General features: G+C 52.6%; 18 protein-coding genes and 1 tRNA gene. 6 read left to right on the forward strand and 13 right to left on the reverse strand.

From position 1 onward, the window contains the following. Nucleotides 1-87: 87 nt before the first annotated feature. Entirely contained in the window at nt 88-951 is an 864-nt protein-coding gene (locus tag ORY85_RS03010) for an alpha/beta fold hydrolase (protein WP_274571491.1), read from the forward strand. Nucleotides 952-978: 27 nt separating this feature from the next. Here the strand turns inward: ORY85_RS03010 and ORY85_RS03015 are convergent, their stop codons facing one another. From ORY85_RS03015 to ORY85_RS03025, 3 genes are all read right to left on the reverse strand, one after another. Next, nucleotides 979-1,626, reverse strand: coding sequence for a cytochrome b/b6 domain-containing protein (locus ORY85_RS03015; protein ID WP_274571492.1), 648 nt, complete (start codon nt 1,624-1,626; stop codon nt 979-981). Nucleotides 1,627-1,672: 46 nt separating this feature from the next. Next, nucleotides 1,673-2,341, reverse strand: a complete 669-nt coding sequence (locus ORY85_RS03020) for an HAD family hydrolase (protein WP_274571493.1) — start codon at nt 2,339-2,341, stop codon at nt 1,673-1,675. 224 nt (nt 2,342-2,565) lie between these two features. Further along, nucleotides 2,566-3,402: a ferritin-like domain-containing protein gene (locus ORY85_RS03025; RefSeq protein WP_274571494.1), complete on the reverse strand. Its 837-nt coding sequence runs from the start codon at nt 3,400-3,402 to the stop codon at nt 2,566-2,568. 423 nt (nt 3,403-3,825) lie between these two features. Between ORY85_RS03025 and lolA the strand changes: the two genes are divergently transcribed. Continuing rightward, nucleotides 3,826-4,449, forward strand: a complete 624-nt coding sequence (gene lolA / locus ORY85_RS03030) for an outer membrane lipoprotein chaperone LolA (protein WP_405030340.1) — start codon at nt 3,826-3,828, stop codon at nt 4,447-4,449. A gap of 295 nt (nt 4,450-4,744) precedes the next feature. Here lolA and ORY85_RS03035 read toward each other — a convergent pair whose 3' ends face one another. Beyond that, entirely contained in the window at nt 4,745-5,551 is an 807-nt protein-coding gene (locus tag ORY85_RS03035) for a glycosyltransferase family 25 protein (protein ID WP_274571495.1), read from the reverse strand. A 484-nt stretch (nt 5,552-6,035) separates the two neighbouring features. Here ORY85_RS03035 and ORY85_RS03040 point away from each other — a divergent pair, with 484 nt between their 5' ends. Beyond that, nucleotides 6,036-6,179 carry a helix-turn-helix transcriptional regulator gene (locus ORY85_RS03040; RefSeq protein WP_274571496.1) on the forward strand — a complete coding sequence of 48 codons (144 nt, stop codon included), beginning with the start codon at nt 6,036-6,038 and terminating at the stop codon, nt 6,177-6,179. Nucleotides 6,180-6,326: 147 nt separating this feature from the next. Here ORY85_RS03040 and argH read toward each other — a convergent pair whose 3' ends face one another. Then, nucleotides 6,327-7,706: an argininosuccinate lyase gene (gene argH / locus ORY85_RS03045; protein ID WP_274571497.1), complete on the reverse strand. Its 1,380-nt coding sequence runs from the start codon at nt 7,704-7,706 to the stop codon at nt 6,327-6,329. Between the two features lie 66 nt (nt 7,707-7,772). Beyond that, nucleotides 7,773-8,792 (reverse strand): tryptophan--tRNA ligase, encoded by a 1,020-nt coding sequence (gene trpS, locus ORY85_RS03050; RefSeq protein WP_274571498.1) that lies wholly within the window; start codon nt 8,790-8,792, stop codon nt 7,773-7,775. 141 nt (nt 8,793-8,933) lie between these two features. Here trpS and ruvB point away from each other — a divergent pair, with 141 nt between their 5' ends. Both ruvB and ORY85_RS03060 read left to right on the forward strand, forming a co-directional pair. Continuing rightward, entirely contained in the window at nt 8,934-9,965 is a 1,032-nt protein-coding gene (gene ruvB, locus ORY85_RS03055) for a Holliday junction branch migration DNA helicase RuvB (protein ID WP_274571499.1), read from the forward strand. A 302-nt stretch (nt 9,966-10,267) separates the two neighbouring features. Further along, nucleotides 10,268-10,459 (forward strand): hypothetical protein, encoded by a 192-nt coding sequence (locus tag ORY85_RS03060; protein ID WP_274571500.1) that lies wholly within the window; start codon nt 10,268-10,270, stop codon nt 10,457-10,459. A 177-nt stretch (nt 10,460-10,636) separates the two neighbouring features. On the opposite strand, the gene rplT is transcribed toward ORY85_RS03060, so the two are convergent. From rplT to ORY85_RS03095, 7 genes are all read right to left on the reverse strand, one after another. Continuing rightward, on the reverse strand, nt 10,637-10,993 hold the full coding sequence (gene rplT / locus ORY85_RS03065; RefSeq protein ID WP_004284179.1) for a 50S ribosomal protein L20: 357 nt from the start codon (nt 10,991-10,993) through the stop codon (nt 10,637-10,639). A gap of 13 nt (nt 10,994-11,006) precedes the next feature. Then, the gene (gene rpmI / locus ORY85_RS03070; protein ID WP_274571501.1) at nt 11,007-11,204 is read right to left on the reverse strand and encodes a 50S ribosomal protein L35; all 198 of its coding nucleotides are present in this window, start codon (nt 11,202-11,204) and stop codon (nt 11,007-11,009) included. A gap of 135 nt (nt 11,205-11,339) precedes the next feature. Next, nucleotides 11,340-11,861, reverse strand: a complete 522-nt coding sequence (infC, locus tag ORY85_RS03075; protein ID WP_338578460.1) for a translation initiation factor IF-3 — start codon at nt 11,859-11,861, stop codon at nt 11,340-11,342. A gap of 209 nt (nt 11,862-12,070) precedes the next feature. Beyond that, complete coding sequence (locus ORY85_RS03080) at nt 12,071-14,680, reverse strand: DEAD/DEAH box helicase family protein (RefSeq protein ID WP_274571502.1); 2,610 nt, start codon at nt 14,678-14,680, stop codon at nt 12,071-12,073. A gap of 361 nt (nt 14,681-15,041) precedes the next feature. Next, complete coding sequence (locus ORY85_RS03085) at nt 15,042-16,991, reverse strand: site-specific DNA-methyltransferase (protein ID WP_274571503.1); 1,950 nt, start codon at nt 16,989-16,991, stop codon at nt 15,042-15,044. Nucleotides 16,992-17,052: 61 nt separating this feature from the next. Beyond that, complete coding sequence (gene thrS / locus ORY85_RS03090; RefSeq protein ID WP_274571627.1) at nt 17,053-18,957, reverse strand: threonine--tRNA ligase; 1,905 nt, start codon at nt 18,955-18,957, stop codon at nt 17,053-17,055. Nucleotides 18,958-19,366: 409 nt separating this feature from the next. Continuing rightward, nucleotides 19,367-19,443, reverse strand: a tRNA-Val gene (locus ORY85_RS03095). 171 nt (nt 19,444-19,614) lie between these two features. On the opposite strand from ORY85_RS03095, the gene tgt reads away from it, so the two are divergent. Then, a complete protein-coding gene (gene tgt, locus ORY85_RS03100) occupies nt 19,615-20,730 on the forward strand; it encodes a tRNA guanosine(34) transglycosylase Tgt (RefSeq protein WP_274571505.1) in 1,116 nt (371 codons plus the stop codon). Nucleotides 20,731-20,762 lie beyond the last annotated feature (32 nt).

Raw genomic sequence — 20,762 nt, forward strand, 5'->3', positions numbered from 1 at the left:
GGCCGTCTGTGAAATTCCGGCAGAACGCCCGATATCCGTATATCTGGATGCCGTCTGAAAACCCATTTGAAAATTGAGGAGCAAACGATGCCGTATGAACCTTTCACGTTTTCCTGTGCCGACGGTTATCCGTTGGCCGCATCTTGGCATATACCCGGACAACCGCCACGCGCCACTGTGATGATCGCTCCCGCCACAGGCATTACCCAACGCTTTTACCGTCCGTTTGCCGAATATCTGGCGCAAAACGGTTTTGCCGTACTCACGTTCGACAACCGCGGCATCGGGGAATCGCTGCACGGCCGTCTGAAAGGCCATACGGCATCACTGGTCGATTGGGGGCGGCTGGATATGGCTGCCGCACTGGATACGCTGATGAAGCGTTACCCCGCCCTGCCCTGCCACCTGATCGGCCACAGCGCAGGGGCGCAGCTTGTCGGACTGATGGACAATGCCCACCGTCTCGCTTCCCTGTTTGCTGTCGGCTGCTCATCGGGCTGTCTGGCCAATATGAAGGGCTGGTACGGCCTCAAAGCCCGTTTTTTTATGAATGTCTTTATCCCGTTGTCCAATGTGCTGTCGGGCTATGCGCAAACCGACAAACTCGGCATGGGCGGCCCTCTGCCCAAACAGGTGGCGGCGGACTGGCGGCATTGGTGCAACGGGCGCGGTTATGCACAAACCGATTTCGGCAGCCGTATCCGGCAGCATCAATATGACACGCTCGCCGTTCCCGCCCTGTGGCTGACCGCCACCGACGACGATATAGCCGTGGCCGCCAATGTATACGATATGGCTGCGGTATTTGCCCGCCTGTCGCCGGATCTGGTGTTTCTGAACCCGGCCGATTACGGCCTGGAAAGCATCGGCCACATGAAATTTTTCAGCCGCAGCAGCAGCGTGGCACTCTGGCCGCTGGCTTTGGAGTGGCTGAACCGCCACAGCGGGTAGCAGACATACAGGCAGGCCGTCAAACGCTTATACCTGATACAGCGCATACACCGCCGCCACAGCAACGGCGGCGGCGGCCAGAAAAGCACCGGCACCGGCAAACCGCAGTTTCGGCGCAGCGGGCAGGAATTTATAGCCGCTGATCATCGGCGTTACCAGATTCTGCTTTTTCACCAAACGGTACACCGCCACCGCAGCGATATGCACGGCAACCAGTGTCAGCAGAACATTGAAAAACGCCATATGCAGCGAACGCATCGCACTGCCGGCGGTCTCGCTGACCAAGCCGTTGAGGTAGCCGTTGTGGATAAACGTATTTTCATCGGCGGCAAACAGCCCGCTGACCAGCTGGACAGCCAAAGCCGCCAGCAAAGCCAGCACCATCATCGCCCCCAGCGGATTGTGTCCCGGCTGTTCGCTTTCGCCGACTTGGCCGCGCAGATAAGCCGCAATACGGCCGGGACGGACAAATTGGCGGAAACGGGCGGTGTCGCTGCCCCAAATACCCCAGCAGATACGGAAAACCAGCAGCCCGAACAGCAGAGAACCGATGCGGATATGCCAAGCCAGCCAATTGCCGCCGGTTTCGGCACTGAACCACATAAAGGCAAATCCCGCCGCCAGCAGCCAGTGAAACAGGCGCGTGGGCAAATCCCAAATTTTAAAACGCTGCATCTTCCATTCCCTTCCTCAATCCCATCGAATACCGACGGCCGAATATTCAGCGGCCGTTGATGCGGTCTGCCAAACCGAGCAGTGCCAGAGGCACGGCGGCGTAATCGTCAGCCGGCCAGCTGTCCGTATCGTCGCTATCGGCGATATAGCCCCAGCCGGCCAGAACCGTCCGCATACCGGCAGCGCGTCCGGCCTGCATATCGCGCTCGGCATCACCCACATACAGGCAGTACTGCGGCGCAATACCCAGTTGGGCGCAGGCATACAGCATGGGTTTGACCGAAGGCTTGGCTTCGCCGCAGGTATCACCGCTGACCACCACTTCTGGCGGCGGCTCAAACGCCAGATGCGGTACCAGACGGTCGGTAAACGCCGCGGGCTTATTCGTGATAATGCCCCAGCGGATACCGCGTGCCGCCAGCCCGGCCAATACTTCTGCCACGCCCTCGAACAATACCGTATCGCGGTCGAAGCATTGTCCGTATTCGGCCAGATACTCCGCCCGCCATGCCGCATAATCGGCATGGTCTTTGCCGATGCCTGCACCCAGCATAATCAGCCCCGCCGCGCCGTGGCTGGCCACCGGCCGTATGGCCGCCATGCTTTGCGGCGGCAGGCCTTTTTTGGCCAGCAGACGGTTGAGCGCGCCGCCCAAATCCGGCGCGGTATCGGCCAGCGTGCCGTCCAAATCGAATAAAACTGCCTGTATTTCCATTGTTTTCCTTTAAACGGCCGTCTGAAATCGTGATGCCGTCAAACGGTTGCCGCCGAATATTGGCCGTTGGACAGATTTTGCCGAAAGCCGGACCGTCGGGAAACGCTTCGGCACATTTCCCGCCAAGGCCAAACACGCGCAACGGCGGGATTCAGACGGCCTTTGGCGGCCATAAACGTTCTGCCGCAGCACGGTAAGCCCGCAACGGCAGGCGGGCTATTTTATCAGAAAGCGCTCCGCGCCGTTTTCCCGTGTTGCAGGCTCTGCTCAAAGTTCTCCAACACCGCCATTTCAAAACGGCTGAAACCCGCCCGCTCGCGCGCGTCCAGATTGACATAGCCGCGGAAAATAAACAGATCGTAGCGCGACAGCAGACGGCGGAACAGCGCCATCGGTTCCAGCCCGCGTTCGCGGCACAGATATTGATACCAATGATTGCCGGTTTGGACATGGCCGACTTCGTCGCGGTAAATCATGTCCAGCACCCCGCAGGTGGCCGTGTCGCCCTTTTGCGCCACCTTGGCGCGGATGGCGGGGGTAACGTCCAACCCGCGCGCTTCCAGTACGCGCGGCACCAACGCCATACGCAGCAGCGGGTCGTAAGCGGTTTTGTAGGCCATATCCCACAAATGGCCGTGTGCCTCAAAATCGCCGTAGTCGAAGCCGTGTGCGCGCAGGCGGTCGCGCATCGCTGAAAAATGCCGCGCTTCTTCGGCGGCCACCGTCAGCCAGTCGCGGGTAAACGCAACCGGCAGACGGCGGAAACGGTAGGCCGCGTCCAGCGCGAGATTGACTGCGTTAAATTCGATATGGCAGATGGCGTGCAGCATGGCGGCATAGCCTTCGGGCGTATTCATTTTGCGCGGGGTAACCGCCGAGGGCGGCACCAGCACCAAACCGTCGGGCAGCCCCGCATAGCGGAAATCGGCCGCCGCCGTCTCGGCATCGCGGCCTGAGCGGATCTCCGCCGCCAACGGCCGCAGCTGCCCGGCCAAACGGCATTTTTCATCGGCATCGCGGCAGAGCAATGCAGTCAGAATATCGGCATAAACAGCCTTCATGGGGATTTCCTTTCGCCGCCAAGCATAGCACAAAGCCTTATATATTACAGGTCCGAAGGAACTTCACAAAACTTCACAGTGCTTTTGAACCGCAGTCAGGATGACCGGTTCAGCCCGGTTCGAATTCCTTTATTTATTATCCGTTACAACCCAAAGAACCCGACTCTGTCTGTGCCCAAGTCCTCGTCTTGACTGCCGTCAAAGGCGGTGCCGGTAAAACTTTCTGTCAAGAAAATGATAAAATCACGCTTTTCAGACGGCCTGCGGTTTAAATAAATGTCAATATTCCGGCGGTCCAAACGCAAAAGCCGCCACGTTTTCACGGACTTGATACAGTTTACACAAATTAGCTGCCGCCCCCGCCCCTTGCCGTATACGGCAAAATCCCTATACTGCCGCCCATCGTCAGAAACGAAAGGAATCATGATGCGACACCCTGCTTTTACCCAACTGCTGACCGCCGCCGCGCTGGCCGCCGCTTTCAGTACCGCGCAGGCCGGTGCCGTCGATGCACTGAAAACATTCAATGCCGATGCAGACGGCCTGAGTGGCAGTTTCACGCAAACCGTCCAAAACAAAAAACGCACGCAGACTTCGTCCGGCACGTTTCAAATCCAACGCCCCGGCCTCTTCAAATGGGAATATACCCGCCCGGGCAGACAGCTGATTATCGGCGACGGCAAAACGGTTTGGCACTATGATGCCGAACTGAAACAGGCCGTCAAATCCGACCAGAAACAGGCCATCGGCAGCAGCCCCGCCGCCATTCTGGCCGATAAATCCGCATTGGATACCGGCTACACCCTGAAAGAAGACGGCTCAACCGACGGTGTCGATTATGTGCTGGCCACGCCCAAAAGCAGCAATGCGGGCTATAAATCGATCCGCATCGGCTTCAAAGACGGCCAACTGGCCGCCATGCAGTTGCAGGACAGCTTCGGCAACCGCACACAAATCCGATTTGCCAACCTGAACACGCAACCCAACCTGTCGGCCTCGCAATTCCGCTTTACCCCGCCCAAAGGCGTGGACGTGATGAGCCGCTGAATTCCTTTGCCGTCAAAAAGGCCGTCTGAAAACACCGTATCGTTTTCAGACGGCTTTTAAGGTATTGCTCAAAAAATCTTATTTTTCGGAATCTGACCTCGGCTCTTATCACCGTTTTTTTGTGCCGGTGTCCGATCGATACCTGTATGATAGTGATGGTCATGCCCGCCATCTTTCCGATTTTTTCCATAAGAAAAAGATTTTACCAAAGAGACTCATCTGATACCCCAATCGATTAAGAGTTAATCAAATATCCAATCAACCAGCTTAAAATCAGGTTTATGGATATGCCGATTTAACGAAAACCAACACGATGTGTGATTTTGCTTTTTATGTTCAATATCTGTTTCAGCACACGCATCAGTTCCCGCTTGATTTTGTAAATTAGAGTAGGTTTTGGCTTTGTGGATTGTTCCAAGGCTGCTTGCCGGTTAAATCTGACTCTTCGGTCTTGTTCCAGATTGCTGGTGTAGATTTGAAAATGTTGTTTGTTGGGCAGCAGATTGGTTCTGTCTGATTGTATACACAAAGCGGGCGTGAGTTGGTAGACATTGAGCTTATCTAGTGCAAATTCAAATAAGAAGTGATCAACGACTATCGGTTGCCGTGTTTTGGCAATTGCCAATAAATCACGACAAGCCTGCCGGCTTAAAATATAGCCGGCTGTCCCTGCATGGCACTGCTGCAGCTTTCGTAAAACTCTGCCATCATGAACGGGCAGCCGCTGTTTTTGCATCAGCACTTGGGGGTTAAAAAATTCAAGTTTGACAACATCAATGGCGGCATCAAGCCAGTTATCTTGGGCGAGGATTTGGGCAGCATTATCTCCAAGATAAATATCATCTTCAAAAATGGCGATATGCTCAAGATGAGTATCAATACAGTGCTGCCACAAACTTAAATGACTAAATAGACAAGCCAGCTCGCCTGCGGTCAGATTTGCACCTTGAATATCAAGACCGAATTGCTTGGCTAAAAGCGGTACTTGGCTGGGTGTGATGGCATCAAAAAACTCAAATGCAATGCCTTGTTTGCCAAATTCATCACAAATGTGCTGACGGCGTTCGTGCGAGCTTGTCAGGCTGATGACGTAGTTTTTCATAAAATTTATCCGCTTAATGATTTGATTTATTTATAAAATCATGCCATTTTGATGATTTTGTACCCATTTGTCAAACGTTGCCTACAAGGCGGCCCGATGCCATACACTTTGATGATTCAAAACCCATCGAGGCACAAGTTGATGGCTGGGCGGATATTGTGCATTTTCATTTTCTGTATCAAGGCGAGCTAAACACGCCGTTTGTCTGCACAACGCATAATTAGTTTTTCATGGTATGCTGGGAGGTGAGCCAAAAAATGAGCTGATTTGCGATTCTTCTGCGTTGTTATTTCCTTTGCTAAACTATGAGGTATTTAGTATGTACCATAAGCGGCGCAGCAGCTGTAATGGCAATACCAGCAGCCATACCGCCACCCTACCTGAAATAGCTCCTGCTTTTTGCGCATCATCTTCCAGCATAATTCCCCTTTCTATTTGATATCCCGATTGATGAAAATATTACCGCCTGATTTTTGCCCAAAATATGCGCCAGCTGAGACAGCTTAAAAAAATGTCGCAGGAAGAATCGGCCTTTGAAACAGATGTCAGTAAAACCTATATCAATGAAATGGAAAAAGGCAGCCGCGCGGTTTCCATTGATGTGATGGGAAAAATTTCCGAAGCATGACAAGTGTCCTTGAATCAGTTAGTCAAAAAAGATTGAATCAAAATAGCGGAATAGATTGAGCCGTCCGAAACCAGTTTCCGGACGGCTCGATTGATGAAGTCTGCTTTTTTTCAAACTGTCATACTGAATAGAACTCAGCAATCTGTATTACGCCAATAATTTGCGCCAGCGTTGCACTTGAAAGCGCACCTGCTCGGGGGCGGTGCCGCCCAAATGGTTGCGGGCGTTGAGACTGCCTTCCGGTGTCAGTACGCCATAAACGTCTTCAGTAATCAAATCCGAAAAACCGCGCAGTACCTCAATCGGCAGATCGCTCAAATCCACTCCCTCCTGATCGGCATGGCGTACAGCCAAAGCGACAACTTCGTGCGAATCGCGGAAGGGCATGCCTTTTTTCACCAGATAGTCGGCCAAATCGGTGGCGGTGGCAAAACCCTGCATCACGGCTGCACGCATATTTTCAGGTTTGACGGTTACGCCGCGCATCATATCGGCATAAATGCGCAGGGTGTCGATCAGCGTATCCACGGTGTCGAACAGCGGTTCTTTGTCTTCCTGATTGTCTTTGTTGTACGCCAGAGGCTGTGCCTTCATCAGCATCAGAAGCGCGGTCAGATGGCCGATGACGCGCCCGCTTTTGCCGCGCACCAATTCCGGCACATCGGGGTTTTTCTTTTGCGGCATAATCGAAGAGCCGGTACAGAAGCGGTCGGCAATATCGATAAAGCCAAAGCGCGGGCTCATCCATACAATCAGCTCTTCGCTCAAACGGCTCAAATGCACCATTACCAAAGAGGCGGCAGCGGTAAATTCCACGGCAAAATCGCGGTCGGACACAGCATCGAGCGAGTTCTGGCAGATTTGCTCGAAACCGAGCAGGTCGGCGGTAATTTCACGGCGGATCGGATACGTGGTGCCCGCCAGCGCGGCCGCACCCAAAGGCATACGGTTTACCCGTTTGCGGCAGTCGGCCATGCGCTCGAAATCGCGGCCGAGCATTTCCACATAAGCCAGCATATGATGGCCGAAACTCACCGGCTGCGCCACTTGCAGATGGGTAAATCCCGGCATGACGACTTCGGCATTTTGGTCGGCCAAATCCACCAATGCACTTTGCAGGTCGCGGATTAAGTGCTGAATACCGCTGATTTGGTCGCGCAGCCACAGACGGATATCGGTGGCGACTTGGTCGTTGCGGCTGCGGCCGGTGTGCAGGCGTTTGCCCGCGTCGCCGATTTTGTCGGTCAGACGGCGTTCGATATTCATATGCACATCTTCCAAATCCAGCGACCACGGCATATGGCCGGCTTCAATGTCTGCCAGAATCTCGGCCATGCCGTTCTGAATTGCCGCCAAATCCTGCGCACTCAATACGCCCGCCTGATGCAGCATGCCGGCGTGTGCCAGCGAGCCTTGAATATCCCATTTGGCCAAGCGTTGATCGAAATCGACCGAACCGGTGTATTTTTTGACCAATTCGCTCACCGGCTCGTTAAAACGGCCGGACCAAGTTTTCTGTCCGCTCATCATCTGTTCCTTATATTGATCGGGAGGCCGTCTGAAAACGGCGTTTATCGGATTTTCAGACGGCCTTTAAGCCGTTTTCAGGCTGCGTATGCCCACGGCATCGCGTACTTCGTCCAACAATCCGCGTGCCTGCGCACGGGCTTTCTGTGCACCCGCCTGTAAAATATCTTCGATTCGGCCGGGGTTGTCCATCAATTGCCGGTAAATTTCGCGCTTGGGTGCCAATTCCGCGTCCAACTTCGCGCCCAGCAGTTTTTTCGCCTCGCCCCATGCCAGACCGTCGGCCAACATCCGGGTAAATTCGGCGGTTTCTTCCGGCGTGGCAAAGGCTTTGTAAATCTCGAACAGCGGGCTTTCATCGGGCTGCTTCGGCTCGCCCGGCTCTTTCAGGTTGGTCACGATTTTGTTTACCGATTTTTGCAGCTTCTTGCTGTCTTCAAACAGCGGAATCGTGTTGCCGTAGCTTTTCGACATTTTGCGCCCGTCCAAGCCCACCAGCAGTTCCACGCCTTCGTCAATCTTGGCTTCGGGCAGCACGAACAGCTCGCGGCCGAAGCGGTGGTTGAAGCGGGCGGCAATATCGCGCGCCATCTCCACGTGCTGAATCTGGTCGCGCCCCACCGGCACATCGTTGGCCCGGAACATCAGAATATCGGCCGTCATCAGCACGGGATAGCTGTACAGACCCATTTCGATTTGATGGTCCTGATCGTCCTGCCCGTTGTCCAAATTGGCCTGCACGGCGGCTTTATACGCATGGGCGCGGTTCATCAGGCCTTTGGCCGTGATACAGGTCAGAATCCAGTTCAATTCCAAAATTTCGGGAATATCGCTTTGGCGGTAAAACGTGGTTCGCTCGGGATTGAGGCCGCAGGCCAGCCAAGTGGCGGCCACGGCACGGGTCGATTCGTGAATCATCTGCGGATCGTGGCATTTGATGATGCCGTGGTAGTCGGCCAAAAACAGAAACGATTCGGTATCGGCCGCCTGTGTGGCACGGATGGCGGGACGGATGGCACCGGCATAATTGCCCAAATGCGGAATGCCGGTGGTGGTAACACCGGTCAGGACACGTTTTTTGCTCATCGCAGAATTCCTTTTCATGCGCGGCGGCAAAACAGCGTTTTCAGACGGCCTGCCGGACGCGGGTTTCGGTTAGGCGGCGATTGTAGCAGAAGCGGCACAAGATTTCAGGTATCATAACGCTTTGCCTTTGATTTTTCCGCCATGCTGCACACCGACAACCTTACCGCCGCCCAACCGCAGCGCGTCATCACCGCCCACAGCCTCTCTGCCCAAGAAGAGTTGCTCGAACGCGCGCTGCGCCCGAAAACGCTGGCCGACTACATCGGCCAAACCAAAGCCAAAGAGCAGCTGGCCATTTTTATCGCGGCGGCGAAAAAGCGCGGCGAGGCACTCGACCACACCCTGCTGTTCGGCCCGCCGGGCTTGGGCAAAACCACGCTGGCACACATCATCGCAAAAGAACTGGGGGTCAATCTGCGCCAAACCAGCGGCCCCGTTTTGGAACGCGCAGGCGATTTGGCCGCCCTGCTCACCAATCTCGAACCGCACGATGTGCTGTTTATCGACGAAATCCACCGGTTAAGCCCCGTGGTGGAAGAAATTCTCTATCCCGCGCTGGAAGACTACCAGCTCGACATTATGATCGGCGAAGGACCCGCCGCCCGCTCGGTAAAAATCGACCTGCCGCCGTTTACTTTGGTGGGTGCCACCACCCGCGCCGGTATGCTGACCAACCCGCTGCGCGACCGTTTCGGCATCATTTCGCGGCTGGAATTTTACGAAACGCCCGATCTGGCCACCATCGTGGCACGCTCGGCACAACTGCTGCAATTGGATATGGGTACAGAAGGTGCGCTGGAAATTGCCCGCCGCAGCCGGGGCACACCGCGCATCGCCAACCGCCTGCTGCGCCGCGTACGCGATTATGCCGAAGTCAAAGGCAACGGCCGCATCAGTGCCGAAACCGCCGATGCCGCCCTCTCCATGCTCGATGTCGATGCCGTCGGGCTGGACGTGATGGACAGGAAATTTCTCGAAGCCGTTCTGCACAAATTCGGCGGCGGCCCTGTAGGCTTGGAAAATATCGCCGCCGCCATCGGCGAATCGACCGATACCATCGAAGACGTTATCGAACCCTACTTAATTCAACAAGGTTTTTTACAGCGCACCCCGCGCGGCCGCATGGCTGCCGAAATCTGTTACCGCCATTTCGGCCTGCCGCCCAAAGACTGAAACGCATACCTGCACCAAAGGCCGTCTGAAAATGCCGATAGCGGTTTTCAGACGGCCTTATCTATTACAGGCTCTTATGCCGAATGCGCCCAAATAGTCCGGATACAGAAAGCATAACAAGCATAAATTGTTAGGGGAATAGCCGACACAGCTGATCCAACCTGCCGATTTTCCCGCTTGCCCGACACCTCCTTTGTTTACCCCGCCGCAACCCGTCAATCAACAGGCCGAAAACCCGACAAAGGTCCATTTTAATTTTCATTGAACAATTTGACCAGCTGATAATTTGATAAGGATTTTCCATGAACATGAAAACATTATGGGCAGGCATTTTCACCCTTGCCGCACTCTCTTTAACCGGCTGTGCCAATCCGGTAACCGAATTGCGCGGCATCGGCACGGCCGCCAAAAATTCGGCCGTTACCCGGGCCAAAATGGAAGCAGGCATGAGAGCTTCCGAAGCCACAGGTAAAATTTTAGGATCAAAATACTGATTGACTGTTTCAGGCGGCCTAAGGCCGCCTTTTTTGCTTTCACCGCGGTCCGTAAAACCGGCGTCCGCAGTCCTATATGCCAAATTCCCGGGTGCATTATATCTACCTGATAAATAAAAAAAGGAAACCGCCAAGGGTTTCCTTCCATGTATTTCAAACTGTCTGCCTGATATTGAATCAAGCCAAAGCAGTTTTGGCTTTTTCAACCAATTGGGCAAAAGCGGCTTTGTCGAAAACAGCCAGATCAGCCAATACTTTGCGGTCGATTTCAATGGCGGCGCGTTTCAGGCCGTTCATGAATTTGCTGTAAGACAAACCGTTTTCGCGTGCACCGGCATTGATACGCACAATCCACAATTGGCGGAACTGGCGTTTGCGCTGACGGCGGTCGCGGTAGGCATATTGACCGGCCTTCATCACCGCCTGTTTGGCAACACGGTAAACGTTTTTACGACGACCGCGGTAGCCTTTGGCTAACGCTAATACTTTTTTATGACGGGCACGTGCGGTTACACCGCGTTTTACGCGTGGCATATTCTAAACTCCTTTAAGCGTAGGGCAACATTTTGGCAACAGCAGCCAAATCGCGCTCGTGAACCATAGCGGTACCGCGCAGCTGGCGTTTGTTTTTGGTGGTTTTCTTGGTCAGAATATGGCGTTTAAACGCATGGGCGCGTTTGACACCACCGTTACCCAGTACTTTAAAGCGTTTTTTCGCGCTCGACTTGGTTTTCATTTTCGGCATGGAAAAACTCCGTTATTTATTAGATAAGGCATAAGGGGACTGTTGAACAGTGCTTGAAACCCGAATGCCACGATTTTCTGCCGCTGAAATCACATTCCGCCGCGCGGCAAAACGGCGAAATACGGGATTATACGCCTACTTCTTTTTCGGCGCAATCATCATCACCATCTGGCGGCCTTCCATTTTCGGAAACGACTCCACCACAGCCACTTCGGCCAACTCTTCTTTGATGCGCTCCAACAATTGTGCGCCCAACTGCTGATGTGCCATCTCGCGGCCGCGGAAACGCAGGGTAACTTTCACTTTGTCGCCGTCTGCCAAAAAACGGTTGATGTTGCGCATCTTGATCTGATAATCGCCCTCGTCCGTACCCGGACGGAATTTGATTTCTTTAATCTGCACCTGCTTCTGCTTTTTCTTGGCTTCGTCGCGCTTTTTCGCCTGCTCGTATTTGAACTTGCCGAAATCCATCAATTTACAGACCGGCGGTTTGGCAGTCGGCGAAATCTCCACCAGATCCACATCCTGCTCTTCAGCCAAGCCCAAGGCCTCTTTGAGCGGTACCACACCGAGCTGCTCGCCGGCTCCACTGATTAAACGCACTTCTTTGGCCGTAATTTCGCCGTTGATGCGTGCTTCGCGTTCTTGTGCGATGATAATTCTCCCGTATCGGATTGCTTTATTTAGAGGCCGTCTGAATCATCTGGCAACAGCCCCGCTGAAAAATTCCGCTATTGTAAACGGTTTTTAAGAAACTTGAAATGCCTTATCCGATTCAGGCGGCCTCGGGTTCGCCCTGTCTGTCGGATACAGACAGCCTGAAAGACTCGACAAGCACTCAGGCCGGATCGGATGCGGCCGGGCGTTCAGATTTCGGACAGTTTGCCGACCACTTTGTAACCGATTCCGTCCAGTACGGCAAAGTGTTTTTCCGCACAGGCAATTTTCTGCTGTTCGCTTTCACGCAATTTGCCCAAATCCACCCCGTCTTGAATGCCTTTGCCTGTGTTTTTGGTTTCGGCGACAAAATACACTTTTTCCCGGTTTTCCAACACCAAAGCCCAGTCGGGATTGTAGTTGCCGATGGGTGTGGGGATTGTGAACCATGAAGGCAGCTTGAAATACAGCAGCACATCATCACGGCTTTCGCAGGCGGCGGCGAAGGTTTTTTCGGTTTGCGAATCCAGCGCGATATAGTCGGCAAAAATGGTTTTGGCTTTTTTCCCTCCGTTTTCCTGATTGATTGCAAATGTATATTCGTTCAAGAAAAACTCGGTACCGTTTCGCTCCAATTCCTGCCAACGTGCGAGACTTTGCGCGTAGCCGTTTTCCGCTTCGGACCGTTTGAAATATTCGATGCCTTCAATCATCAAACCATGCAGAGCCGTCTGAATTTTTTCGGCCGCCAAATCGATAAAACGCTGCGGGTTGTTGCCAATCTCGCCGATGCGGCCCGATTGCTGCAAAATCTCGAAGACGGTTTGGCGGGTTAAGCGGGTTTTCTTTTGGATTTCATGCAGCACATCGGGAATCTCCCACGCCATATCGGCCTGTACGGCGCGGCTGCTTTTTTCTTCGCCCCAAATGCCGTCGGTTCGGTTTTGGTGAATCGCCGCTTTTTTCACTATGATTTGCGGTTTTTCTACAGCCGGCATATTTTTAAGCGATTGAGAGGCCGTCTGAATCAGCTTTCTGCGTTCGAAGTTCACTTGATAGCGGGTGTTGTGCTGCAATTTCTGCCAGATTTCCAAAAACAGCGGATCCAGCGTAAAACCTTTCCGGTAGGTTTGATGCTTGCGTTTGGCTGCATTTTTCGCCCCGCCGTTGCCGAATGTGATGCCGCATTCGTCTTGGTATTCTTGTTGCAGGTTGGCGGCGAAACTTTCGTAGCTTTCATTGGCAATCACGGTCAAAATATTCACGCCTTCATCGCGCACGCGTTCGCCGCGCTGATTGACACACAAACGCAAACCGCGTCCGATTTCCTGGCGTTTTTTGATGGGCGACTGGGTTTCGTTGAGCGTGCAGATTTGGAATACGTTCGGATTGTCCCAACCCTCTTTCAACGCGGAGTGGGAAAAAATAAAGCGCAGCGGCGAATCGAAGGACAAGAGTTTTTCCTTGTCGCGCATAATCAGGTCATAGGTGTCTTCATCGGCCTTGCTGTTGCCTTTGGTATCTTTGTCCTGCGAAAAATAGCCGTCGTGCACACCGGCCGCGCTTTCGCCCGTTTCGCGCTCGTAAATTTCTTCAAACCAGCGGGCGAACTTGCCGCCGTTGCGGTAGTGAGCGACCTTGTCGATAAAGAACAGCGATAAAACCTTGATGTCCTTCGGTTTCAGCTTGCGTTCTTTTTTCAGATGTTCTTTGACCGTTTCTTCAATCTGTTTTTTCATCACTTCGTCGCGCAGCTCATCACCGTTGCCGTCCAAACCGATAATCTGCCCGCCCGACAACACCATTTCGCCGTTTTGTGCATCTAATCCGTTGATGACAAAACCGTGGCGGTAACTTTCATTGCCGCCTGATTTTTCAAACAAATCATCGCCCGACTGCACCGTTACGGTTTTCTTTTTGGTTTCTTTTTTACCCTGATGATGGATTTCCACTTTGGCTTTCAGACGGCCTTTGCCCGGCACAAATTCTTTTAAGGCCGCATACGCGCCGTTCACATCATTTTTCGCCAACACGGGCATGACTTCAATCTGTTTGACCAGTTTTTGGTTGTAGGCCTCAATCGGGTTCAGGCTGTAAATTTTGTGGTAGGCGTGTTTGTGGGTGGCCGAGTAGCGCAGCACAAACAGCGGATTGAGGGTTTCAATCGCCTTATGCGCCAAAGCCGTTTCCATATTTTGCGGCTCATCGATGATGACAATCGGATTCGTGCCGCTGACCCACTCAATCGGTGCCGCACCGCTTTCGTTAATGCGGTTAATCACATTGCCGTCTTTTTTGAACGCATCAATATTCATCAGCAAAATTTCGATGTGCGAACCGGTTGCAAAACTGCGCAAATCGTTGAGGCGGTCGCTGCGGTAAACGCGGGCTTGATAAACCGGCCGGTGAAATTCCACGCCAAAATGCGCTTGGGTAGCGCGGATACTCTGCACCACACCCTCGCGAATCGCCACACTGGGCACCACAATCACAAATTTTTTCCAGCCGTAGCGCAGGTTCAGCTCAAAAATGGTACGCAAATAAACATAGGTTTTGCCCGTACCCGTTTCCATTTCCACCGAAAAATTCAAGCCGTGTTCGCCCAATTCGGTTTCAGGCTGCCTGAAATCACGCTGCACCGCATGCAGATTGCGTGCCATATCCGTGTGTGAAAGAAAAAGGCGGTTCGCTGCCACCGTGCCGCCACCTGCCGCATTCAGTTCAAACACAGTGCCGTGATTCGGCTCACCTTCAAACAACCTTACCACCGCATCGACGGCATCGTGCTGGTATGCCAGCATTTCAAATTTCAACTGCATATTTCCATCCTTATGTTGCGGATACACCCATCCGGCACCATACCAATTTTTGTCGGATATGAATCCTACTGTACCCACACCCCGTAGGTCGGATTCTTGAATCCGACAAACACGCAAACACCGTATTTCGAATCAACACTGTGCAAGGTATTCTTTTTTGTCGGATATGAATATCCGACCTACATTGATTCCGCCTTGTTCAGACGGCCTGTAACGCTGCACCGTAGGTCGGATTCTCGAATCCGACAAACACGCAAATTCCGACATTCCGCATCCGACAGTCATGCAAAATCCGGTATGACAAATCCGATACCCTGCCAATGTCGGATTCAAGAATCCGACCTACTTTTTTCAGACGGCCTTAAAGTGTTTCAAACCTGACCCCTGCATCTTGGCATTGCAAGGCGGCGTTGGTTTTTGCGGCATCGTCTCCGCCGAATATGCGGTCCAGGGCAAAAACGGTTTCGGGCGATGCTGCTAAACAGCGGTTCAGCAGGTTTTCATTGAAATGTTCCAACAAAAGCGCGGTTTTGCGTGTGCCTGCCGCATTGTCCAGCCATACGATGCCGTCTGAAAACGCCATCGGATCGGTCAATTGAAAGCCCAAGCGCAAAGCCAGTTCACAGGCCAGATGTCCGGCGGGGACATTTTCATCGACAATATTTTGAAAGATTGCCAGCTGCGCCGTTAAGCCTGCTTCATCACGGGTTTCGGGATTTTGCCATTGCCTGAAATGGCTCTTATGAAGTTTGAACACTTTAAAACCCGTATCCACGCTTTGACCGTCTTTCAGGCCGTCTGAAATCTGCTTGCCTGCACGGCGGATGCGTTCTTTGGCGATGTCGGCGATGGTGGCGAAACCTGCTTTGTGGGCTTCGGATTTTTCATCGGTTTCTTCGGGCAACTGCACGCAGATGAAACGGCGGTTGCCGCCGTCTTCGGCGTTTAACTGCATAACGGCGTGGGCGGTTGTGCCGCTACCTGAAAAGAAATCCATAATCAACGAATTTTTATCATTTATTGTTGAAATTAAAGTAGAAATAAATTTTACGGATTTAGGATAGTTGAAATATTTAGCATCAAATAAATCCTGTAAATCACTATTTCCGTCTGTTGTTCCGCCGAAATCCATTGTAAAACTTCTTGGCGTTTTACCTTTGTTATTCAAGTACTGCTTAAATTGAATACTCCATTCATCTGAATTATTTTTGCGAGTAATACGGACTAATCCTGTTGCGTATTCCTGTTCAAATCTTTCTTTTGAATGTATCCAACGCTTGGTTAAAATCGTTCCGTCTGGGCATTCAATACCATAAACAAGACTTTCTTCGCTTTTTAATTGCAAACCTGGTCTTGCAAAAGTATCCCAAAAATATTTACCGTTTTCGTCCTCTTCTTTATAGCGTTTAAGATAATCTTGGCTGTGTTGAATATACATTTCTTGTAAATATTCAATATTTTTTGCATAACAAAAACAAAACTCGTGTTCTTTCACGATAAATTTTGTATCGTTTCCACCGCCGACTTTTGATTGTTTTAAATATTCGCCGACAAAATTCTCCGCCCCAAAAATTTCATCACACAACAATTTCAGTTGTGCCTGTTCATTGTCGTCAATGCTGATAAAAATCACGCCGTCATCGCGCAGCAGCGTTTTCGCCAAATGCAAGCGCGGCAACATCATGGAAAGCCAATTGCTGTGATAGTGCCCACTTTCTTTGCTGTTTTTGCGCCACGCACCTTGAAATACGCCGTCCCTTATTAAGTAGCCGTCTGTATCTTTATCGCTCACGCGGCGGGCATATGCATCGCGGGTTTCGCTGAATTTATCGGGATAGATAAAGCTGTCGTTACCCGTATTGTAGGGCGGGTCGATATAGATCATTTTCACGCTGCCCGCATAGGATCTTTGCAGGATTTTCAGCGCGTCCAGATTTTCCGCTTCGATAAAGATGTTTTGCGTGGTGTCGAAATTGACGCTTTCATCTTGGCAGGGAATCAGGGTATTGAAGGTGGGCGACTGTAAGGCGCGGTAGGCTTGGGATTTGCCCGCCCAGTTGAGTTGGTAGCGTTCGCCGTTTTGGCAGAGATGGTCTTCGCCGAGAATGAGTTTGAGTTTTTCCCAGTCGATTTGGTTTTCGCAGAAGATTTCGGGGAAAAGTTGCTTGAGCTGTAATAATCTGTTTTGTTGGAAATTATTTTCTAAATCATGTATAATTTCGGTTCGGTTCGGTTCGGTTCGGTTCGGTTCGGTTCGGTTGCCATACTTGTCCCCTCTGTTTCTGAATCGGTTTAATCGGATAGGATTCAAGGCCGTCTGAAATCTGAATTTATCAGGTTTTCAGACGGCCTTTTATGCTGCTGCGGCCGCTTTACGCTGTCTGCAATTCCTGCTGCAACTGTGCAATAAAATCGGCCACGTTCAGGCTGCCCAAGTCTTCGCCTTTGCGGCGGACGGCCACTTGGCCGTTTTCCATTTCTTTATCGCCGACGACGATTTGGTAGGGGTAGCGGTATTGGCTGTTGTCGCGGATTTTGTAGCCGATTTTTTCGTTGCGCAAATCCAGCTCGGCGCGCAGGCCGGCGGCTTTGAGTTTTGCGGCCACTTCGCGGCAGTAGTCGGCCTGTTTTTCGGTAATGTTCATGACCACCATCTGCACGGGCGCGAGCCACAGGGGGAAGGAACCGGCGTGTTCTTCAATCAGAATGCCGATAAAGCGTTCCAGCGAACCCAAGATGGCGCGATGCAGCATCACTGGGCGGGCGCGGCCGTTGTCTTCGGTAACATATTCGGCATCGAGACGTTCGGGCAGGACGAAGTCCAGCTGAATGGTGCCGCACTGCCATGAGCGGCCGATGGCGTCTTTGATGTGGTATTCGACTTTGGGACCGTAAAACGCGCCCTCGCCCGGCAACTCTTCCCACTCCACACCGCAGGCGGTAAGCGCGTCGCGCAGACCCTGCTCGGCTTTATCCCAAATCTCGTCGCTGCCCGCACGCTGTTCTGGGCGCAGGGAGAGTTTGATGCTGACGTTTTCAAAGCCGAACTGTTTGTAGATTTTCATCACCAGTTCGTTGAAAGCACGGGCTTCTTGGGTTATCTGCTCTTCGGTACAGAAAATATGCGCATCGTCCTGCACAAAGCCGCGCACACGCATCAGGCCGTGCAATGCGCCGGAAGGTTCGTTGCGGTGGCAGGAGCCGAATTCGGCCAGGCGCATGGGCAAATCGCGGTAGGAGCGCAGCGCGTGGTTGAATACCTGCACGTGGCCGGGGCAGTTCATCGGTTTGACGGCATAGGTGCGTTTTTCCGACTCGGTAACAAACATATTTTCCTGATAATTTTCCCAGTGGCCGGATTGTTCCCAGAAGGCTTTGTCCATCATCAGCGGGGTTTTGATTTCGCGGTAGCCCGCCGCTTCCAGTTCGCGGCGCATATGCTGTTCGATAATCTGCCATAAGGTCCAGCCGCGCGGGTGCCAGAACACCATGCCGGGGGCTTCGTCCTGCAAATGGAATAAATCCAACTGTCTGCCCAGCTTGCGGTGGTCGCGTTTTTCGGCTTCTTCGATACGCTGGATATAAGCTTTCAGGTCTTCTTTGCTCGCCCATGCCGTGCCGTAGATGCGCTGCAATTGTTCGTTGTTGCTGTCGCCGCGCCAATACGCACCGGCCAGTTTGGTCAGTTTGAAATGTTTCAGGAAACGGGTATTGGGCACATGCGGACCGCGACACATATCGACATATTCCTGATGGTGGTACATGCCCATTTCGGTAACTTCCGCGCCCATGTCTTCAATCAGGCGCAGTTTGTAGTCTTCACCGCGTTCGGCAAACTGTTTCACTACTTCGGCGCGCGGTGTCATGATTTTGACAACATCGTAATCTTGGGCAATCAGCTCTTTCATGCGCGCTTCGATGGCGGCGACATCATCGGGGGTAAACGGTTTGTCGGTAGCGATGTCGTAATAAAAGCCGTCTTCAATCACGGGGCCGATTACCATTTTGGCCTGCGGATAAAGCTGTTTGACGGCGTGGCCGATCAAATGGGCACAGGAGTGGCGGATAATTTCCACGCCCTCGGGGTCTTTCGGAGTGATGATTTGCACGGCGGCATTTTCGGTAATCGGATCACACGCATCGCGCAATACGCCGTTTACTCTGCCCGCCACAGTGGCTTTCGCCAAACCCGAGCCGATGGAGGCGGCAATCTGCGCCACAGTAACCGGCGATTCGTATTGGCGGACGGAGCCGTCGGGCAAGGTAATATCAATCATCATAAAATCCTGATTTTTATATAAAATATTAGAAAACAGCAGCCTGAAACGCGGCATCTGCATCAAGGAGCCTTAACGTTGGGGCCGTCTGAAACACGGTTTCTTCGGAATGAATATTCGGATAAAACAAAACGCCGAATTATAGGGAAATCAAGGCTTTTTTTCAAGAACGGCCGTTTGGTGAAAACCGTCGGCCGTGTCGGTCGGATACCGATGTTCCGGCCAATCGGTTTAGCCGTAGCCGTAGGTCGGATTCTCGAATCCGACATCAGCCGTTGGTAACAGATTTTAAATTTATGTCGGATACAAGTATCCGACCTACCGCATTTCGGGCATTCAATCCGCTGTTTTCAGACGGCCACCGTCAAACAAAAATAAAAAAGGCAGCCGGAAAGCTGCCCTTAAAAAATGGTAGGCACGATTGGAATCGAACCAACGACCCCCACCATGTCAAGGTGGTGCTCTAACCAACTGAGCTACGTGCCTGTGAAGCGGTGCATTATACCAAAGGCAGAACATTTGGCAAGCCCCGCATCCGCTTGCGGAGCACAATCGTTTTCCCGCGCAAAAAACGCTATAATTTCCGCCGACAAATGAATTTCAGGCAGCCTGACCCCTTCCGGCTGCCTGAAAATTATGATTGCATGGAAACACGATATGTTGAAATTTACCGTACACCAAACCGACGGCCACGCCCGCCGTGCCACGCTGGAACTGAATCACGGCAGCATCGAAACCCCCGTTTTTATGCCCGTGGGCACTTACGGCTCGGTTAAGGCGATGACGCCGCAGAATCTGCACGACATCAAGGCACAGATTATTTTGGGCAACACTTATCATCTGTGGCTGCGGCCGGGACTGGAAGTTATCGAACAGTTCGGCGGCCTGCACCGGTTTATCGGTTGGGACAAGCCGATTCTCACCGATTCGGGCGGCTTCCAAGTTTTTTCGCTGTCCGATATGCGCCGGCTCACCGAAGAAGGCTGCACGTTCAAAAGCCCGATCAACGGCGACAAACTGTTTCTGTCGCCCGAAATTTCGATGAAGATTCAAACGGTTTTGAATTCCGACATTGTGATGCAGCTCGACGAATGCACGCCCGGCGACGCTTCGCACGAACAGGCGCGCCGGTCGCTGCATATGAGCCTGCGCTGGGCGGAACGCAGCAAAAAAGCGTTTGAAGATTTGAACAATCCCAACGCCCTGTTCGGTATTGTGCAGGGCGCGATGTACGAAGATTTGCGCGAAGAATCGCTGCGCGGGTTGGAGCAGTTCGATTTTCCCGGTTTGGCCGTCGGCGGCTTATCGGTGGGCGAACCTAAACCCGAAATGTACCGTATGCTGCGCGCGGTCGGCCCCATACTGCCCGCGCACAAACCGCATTATCTGATGGGCGTAGGCACGCCGGAAGATCTGGTATACGGCGTGGCACACGGCATCGATATGTTCGACTGCGTGATGCCTACCCGCAACGCGCGCAACGGCTGGCTGTTCACCCGCTTCGGCGACATCAAAATCAAAAACGCCAAACACCGCTGCGACACCCGTCCTTTGGACGAGAGTTGCGCCTGCTATACCTGCACCCGTTTCAGCCGCGCCTATCTCTACCACCTGCACAAAGCGGGCGAAATTCTCGGCGCGCAATTGAACACCATACACAATCTGCATTTTTATCAGGTGATAATGGCAGAAATGCGCGAAACCATCGAGCAGGGAAAATTTACCGACTGGCAGGCCGCATTTCACGAAAACCGCGCACGCGGCACGGATTAAACACGGATTGAACACGGATTGAACACGGATTG

Source organism: Neisseria leonii, assembly GCF_028776105.2.
Taxonomy (GTDB): Bacteria; Pseudomonadota; Gammaproteobacteria; order Burkholderiales; family Neisseriaceae; genus Neisseria; species Neisseria leonii.

Excerpts from the sequence above, each read along its gene's own strand:
- thrS (WP_274571627.1), bottom strand. The coding sequence starts at position 18,957 with ATGATTGATATTACCTTGCCCGACGGCTCCGTCCGCCAATACGAATCG.
- rpmI (WP_274571501.1), bottom strand. The coding sequence starts at position 11,204 with ATGCCGAAAATGAAAACCAAGTCGAGCGCGAAAAAACGCTTTAAAGTA.
- lolA (WP_405030340.1), top strand. The coding sequence starts at position 3,826 with ATGATGCGACACCCTGCTTTTACCCAACTGCTGACCGCCGCCGCGCTG.
- tgt (WP_274571505.1), top strand. The coding sequence starts at position 19,615 with ATGTTGAAATTTACCGTACACCAAACCGACGGCCACGCCCGCCGTGCC.
- argH (WP_274571497.1), bottom strand. The coding sequence starts at position 7,706 with ATGAGCGGACAGAAAACTTGGTCCGGCCGTTTTAACGAGCCGGTGAGC.
- ORY85_RS03040 (WP_274571496.1), top strand. The coding sequence starts at position 6,036 with ATGCGCCAGCTGAGACAGCTTAAAAAAATGTCGCAGGAAGAATCGGCC.
- ORY85_RS03080 (WP_274571502.1), bottom strand. The coding sequence starts at position 14,680 with ATGCAGTTGAAATTTGAAATGCTGGCATACCAGCACGATGCCGTCGAT.
- rplT (WP_004284179.1), bottom strand. The coding sequence starts at position 10,993 with ATGCCACGCGTAAAACGCGGTGTAACCGCACGTGCCCGTCATAAAAAA.
- ORY85_RS03010 (WP_274571491.1), top strand. The coding sequence starts at position 88 with ATGCCGTATGAACCTTTCACGTTTTCCTGTGCCGACGGTTATCCGTTG.
- trpS (WP_274571498.1), bottom strand. The coding sequence starts at position 8,792 with ATGAGCAAAAAACGTGTCCTGACCGGTGTTACCACCACCGGCATTCCG.
- ORY85_RS03060 (WP_274571500.1), top strand. The coding sequence starts at position 10,268 with ATGAACATGAAAACATTATGGGCAGGCATTTTCACCCTTGCCGCACTC.
- ORY85_RS03020 (WP_274571493.1), bottom strand. The coding sequence starts at position 2,341 with ATGGAAATACAGGCAGTTTTATTCGATTTGGACGGCACGCTGGCCGAT.
- ORY85_RS03035 (WP_274571495.1), bottom strand. The coding sequence starts at position 5,551 with ATGAAAAACTACGTCATCAGCCTGACAAGCTCGCACGAACGCCGTCAG.
- ruvB (WP_274571499.1), top strand. The coding sequence starts at position 8,934 with ATGCTGCACACCGACAACCTTACCGCCGCCCAACCGCAGCGCGTCATC.
- ORY85_RS03025 (WP_274571494.1), bottom strand. The coding sequence starts at position 3,402 with ATGAAGGCTGTTTATGCCGATATTCTGACTGCATTGCTCTGCCGCGAT.
- ORY85_RS03015 (WP_274571492.1), bottom strand. The coding sequence starts at position 1,626 with ATGCAGCGTTTTAAAATTTGGGATTTGCCCACGCGCCTGTTTCACTGG.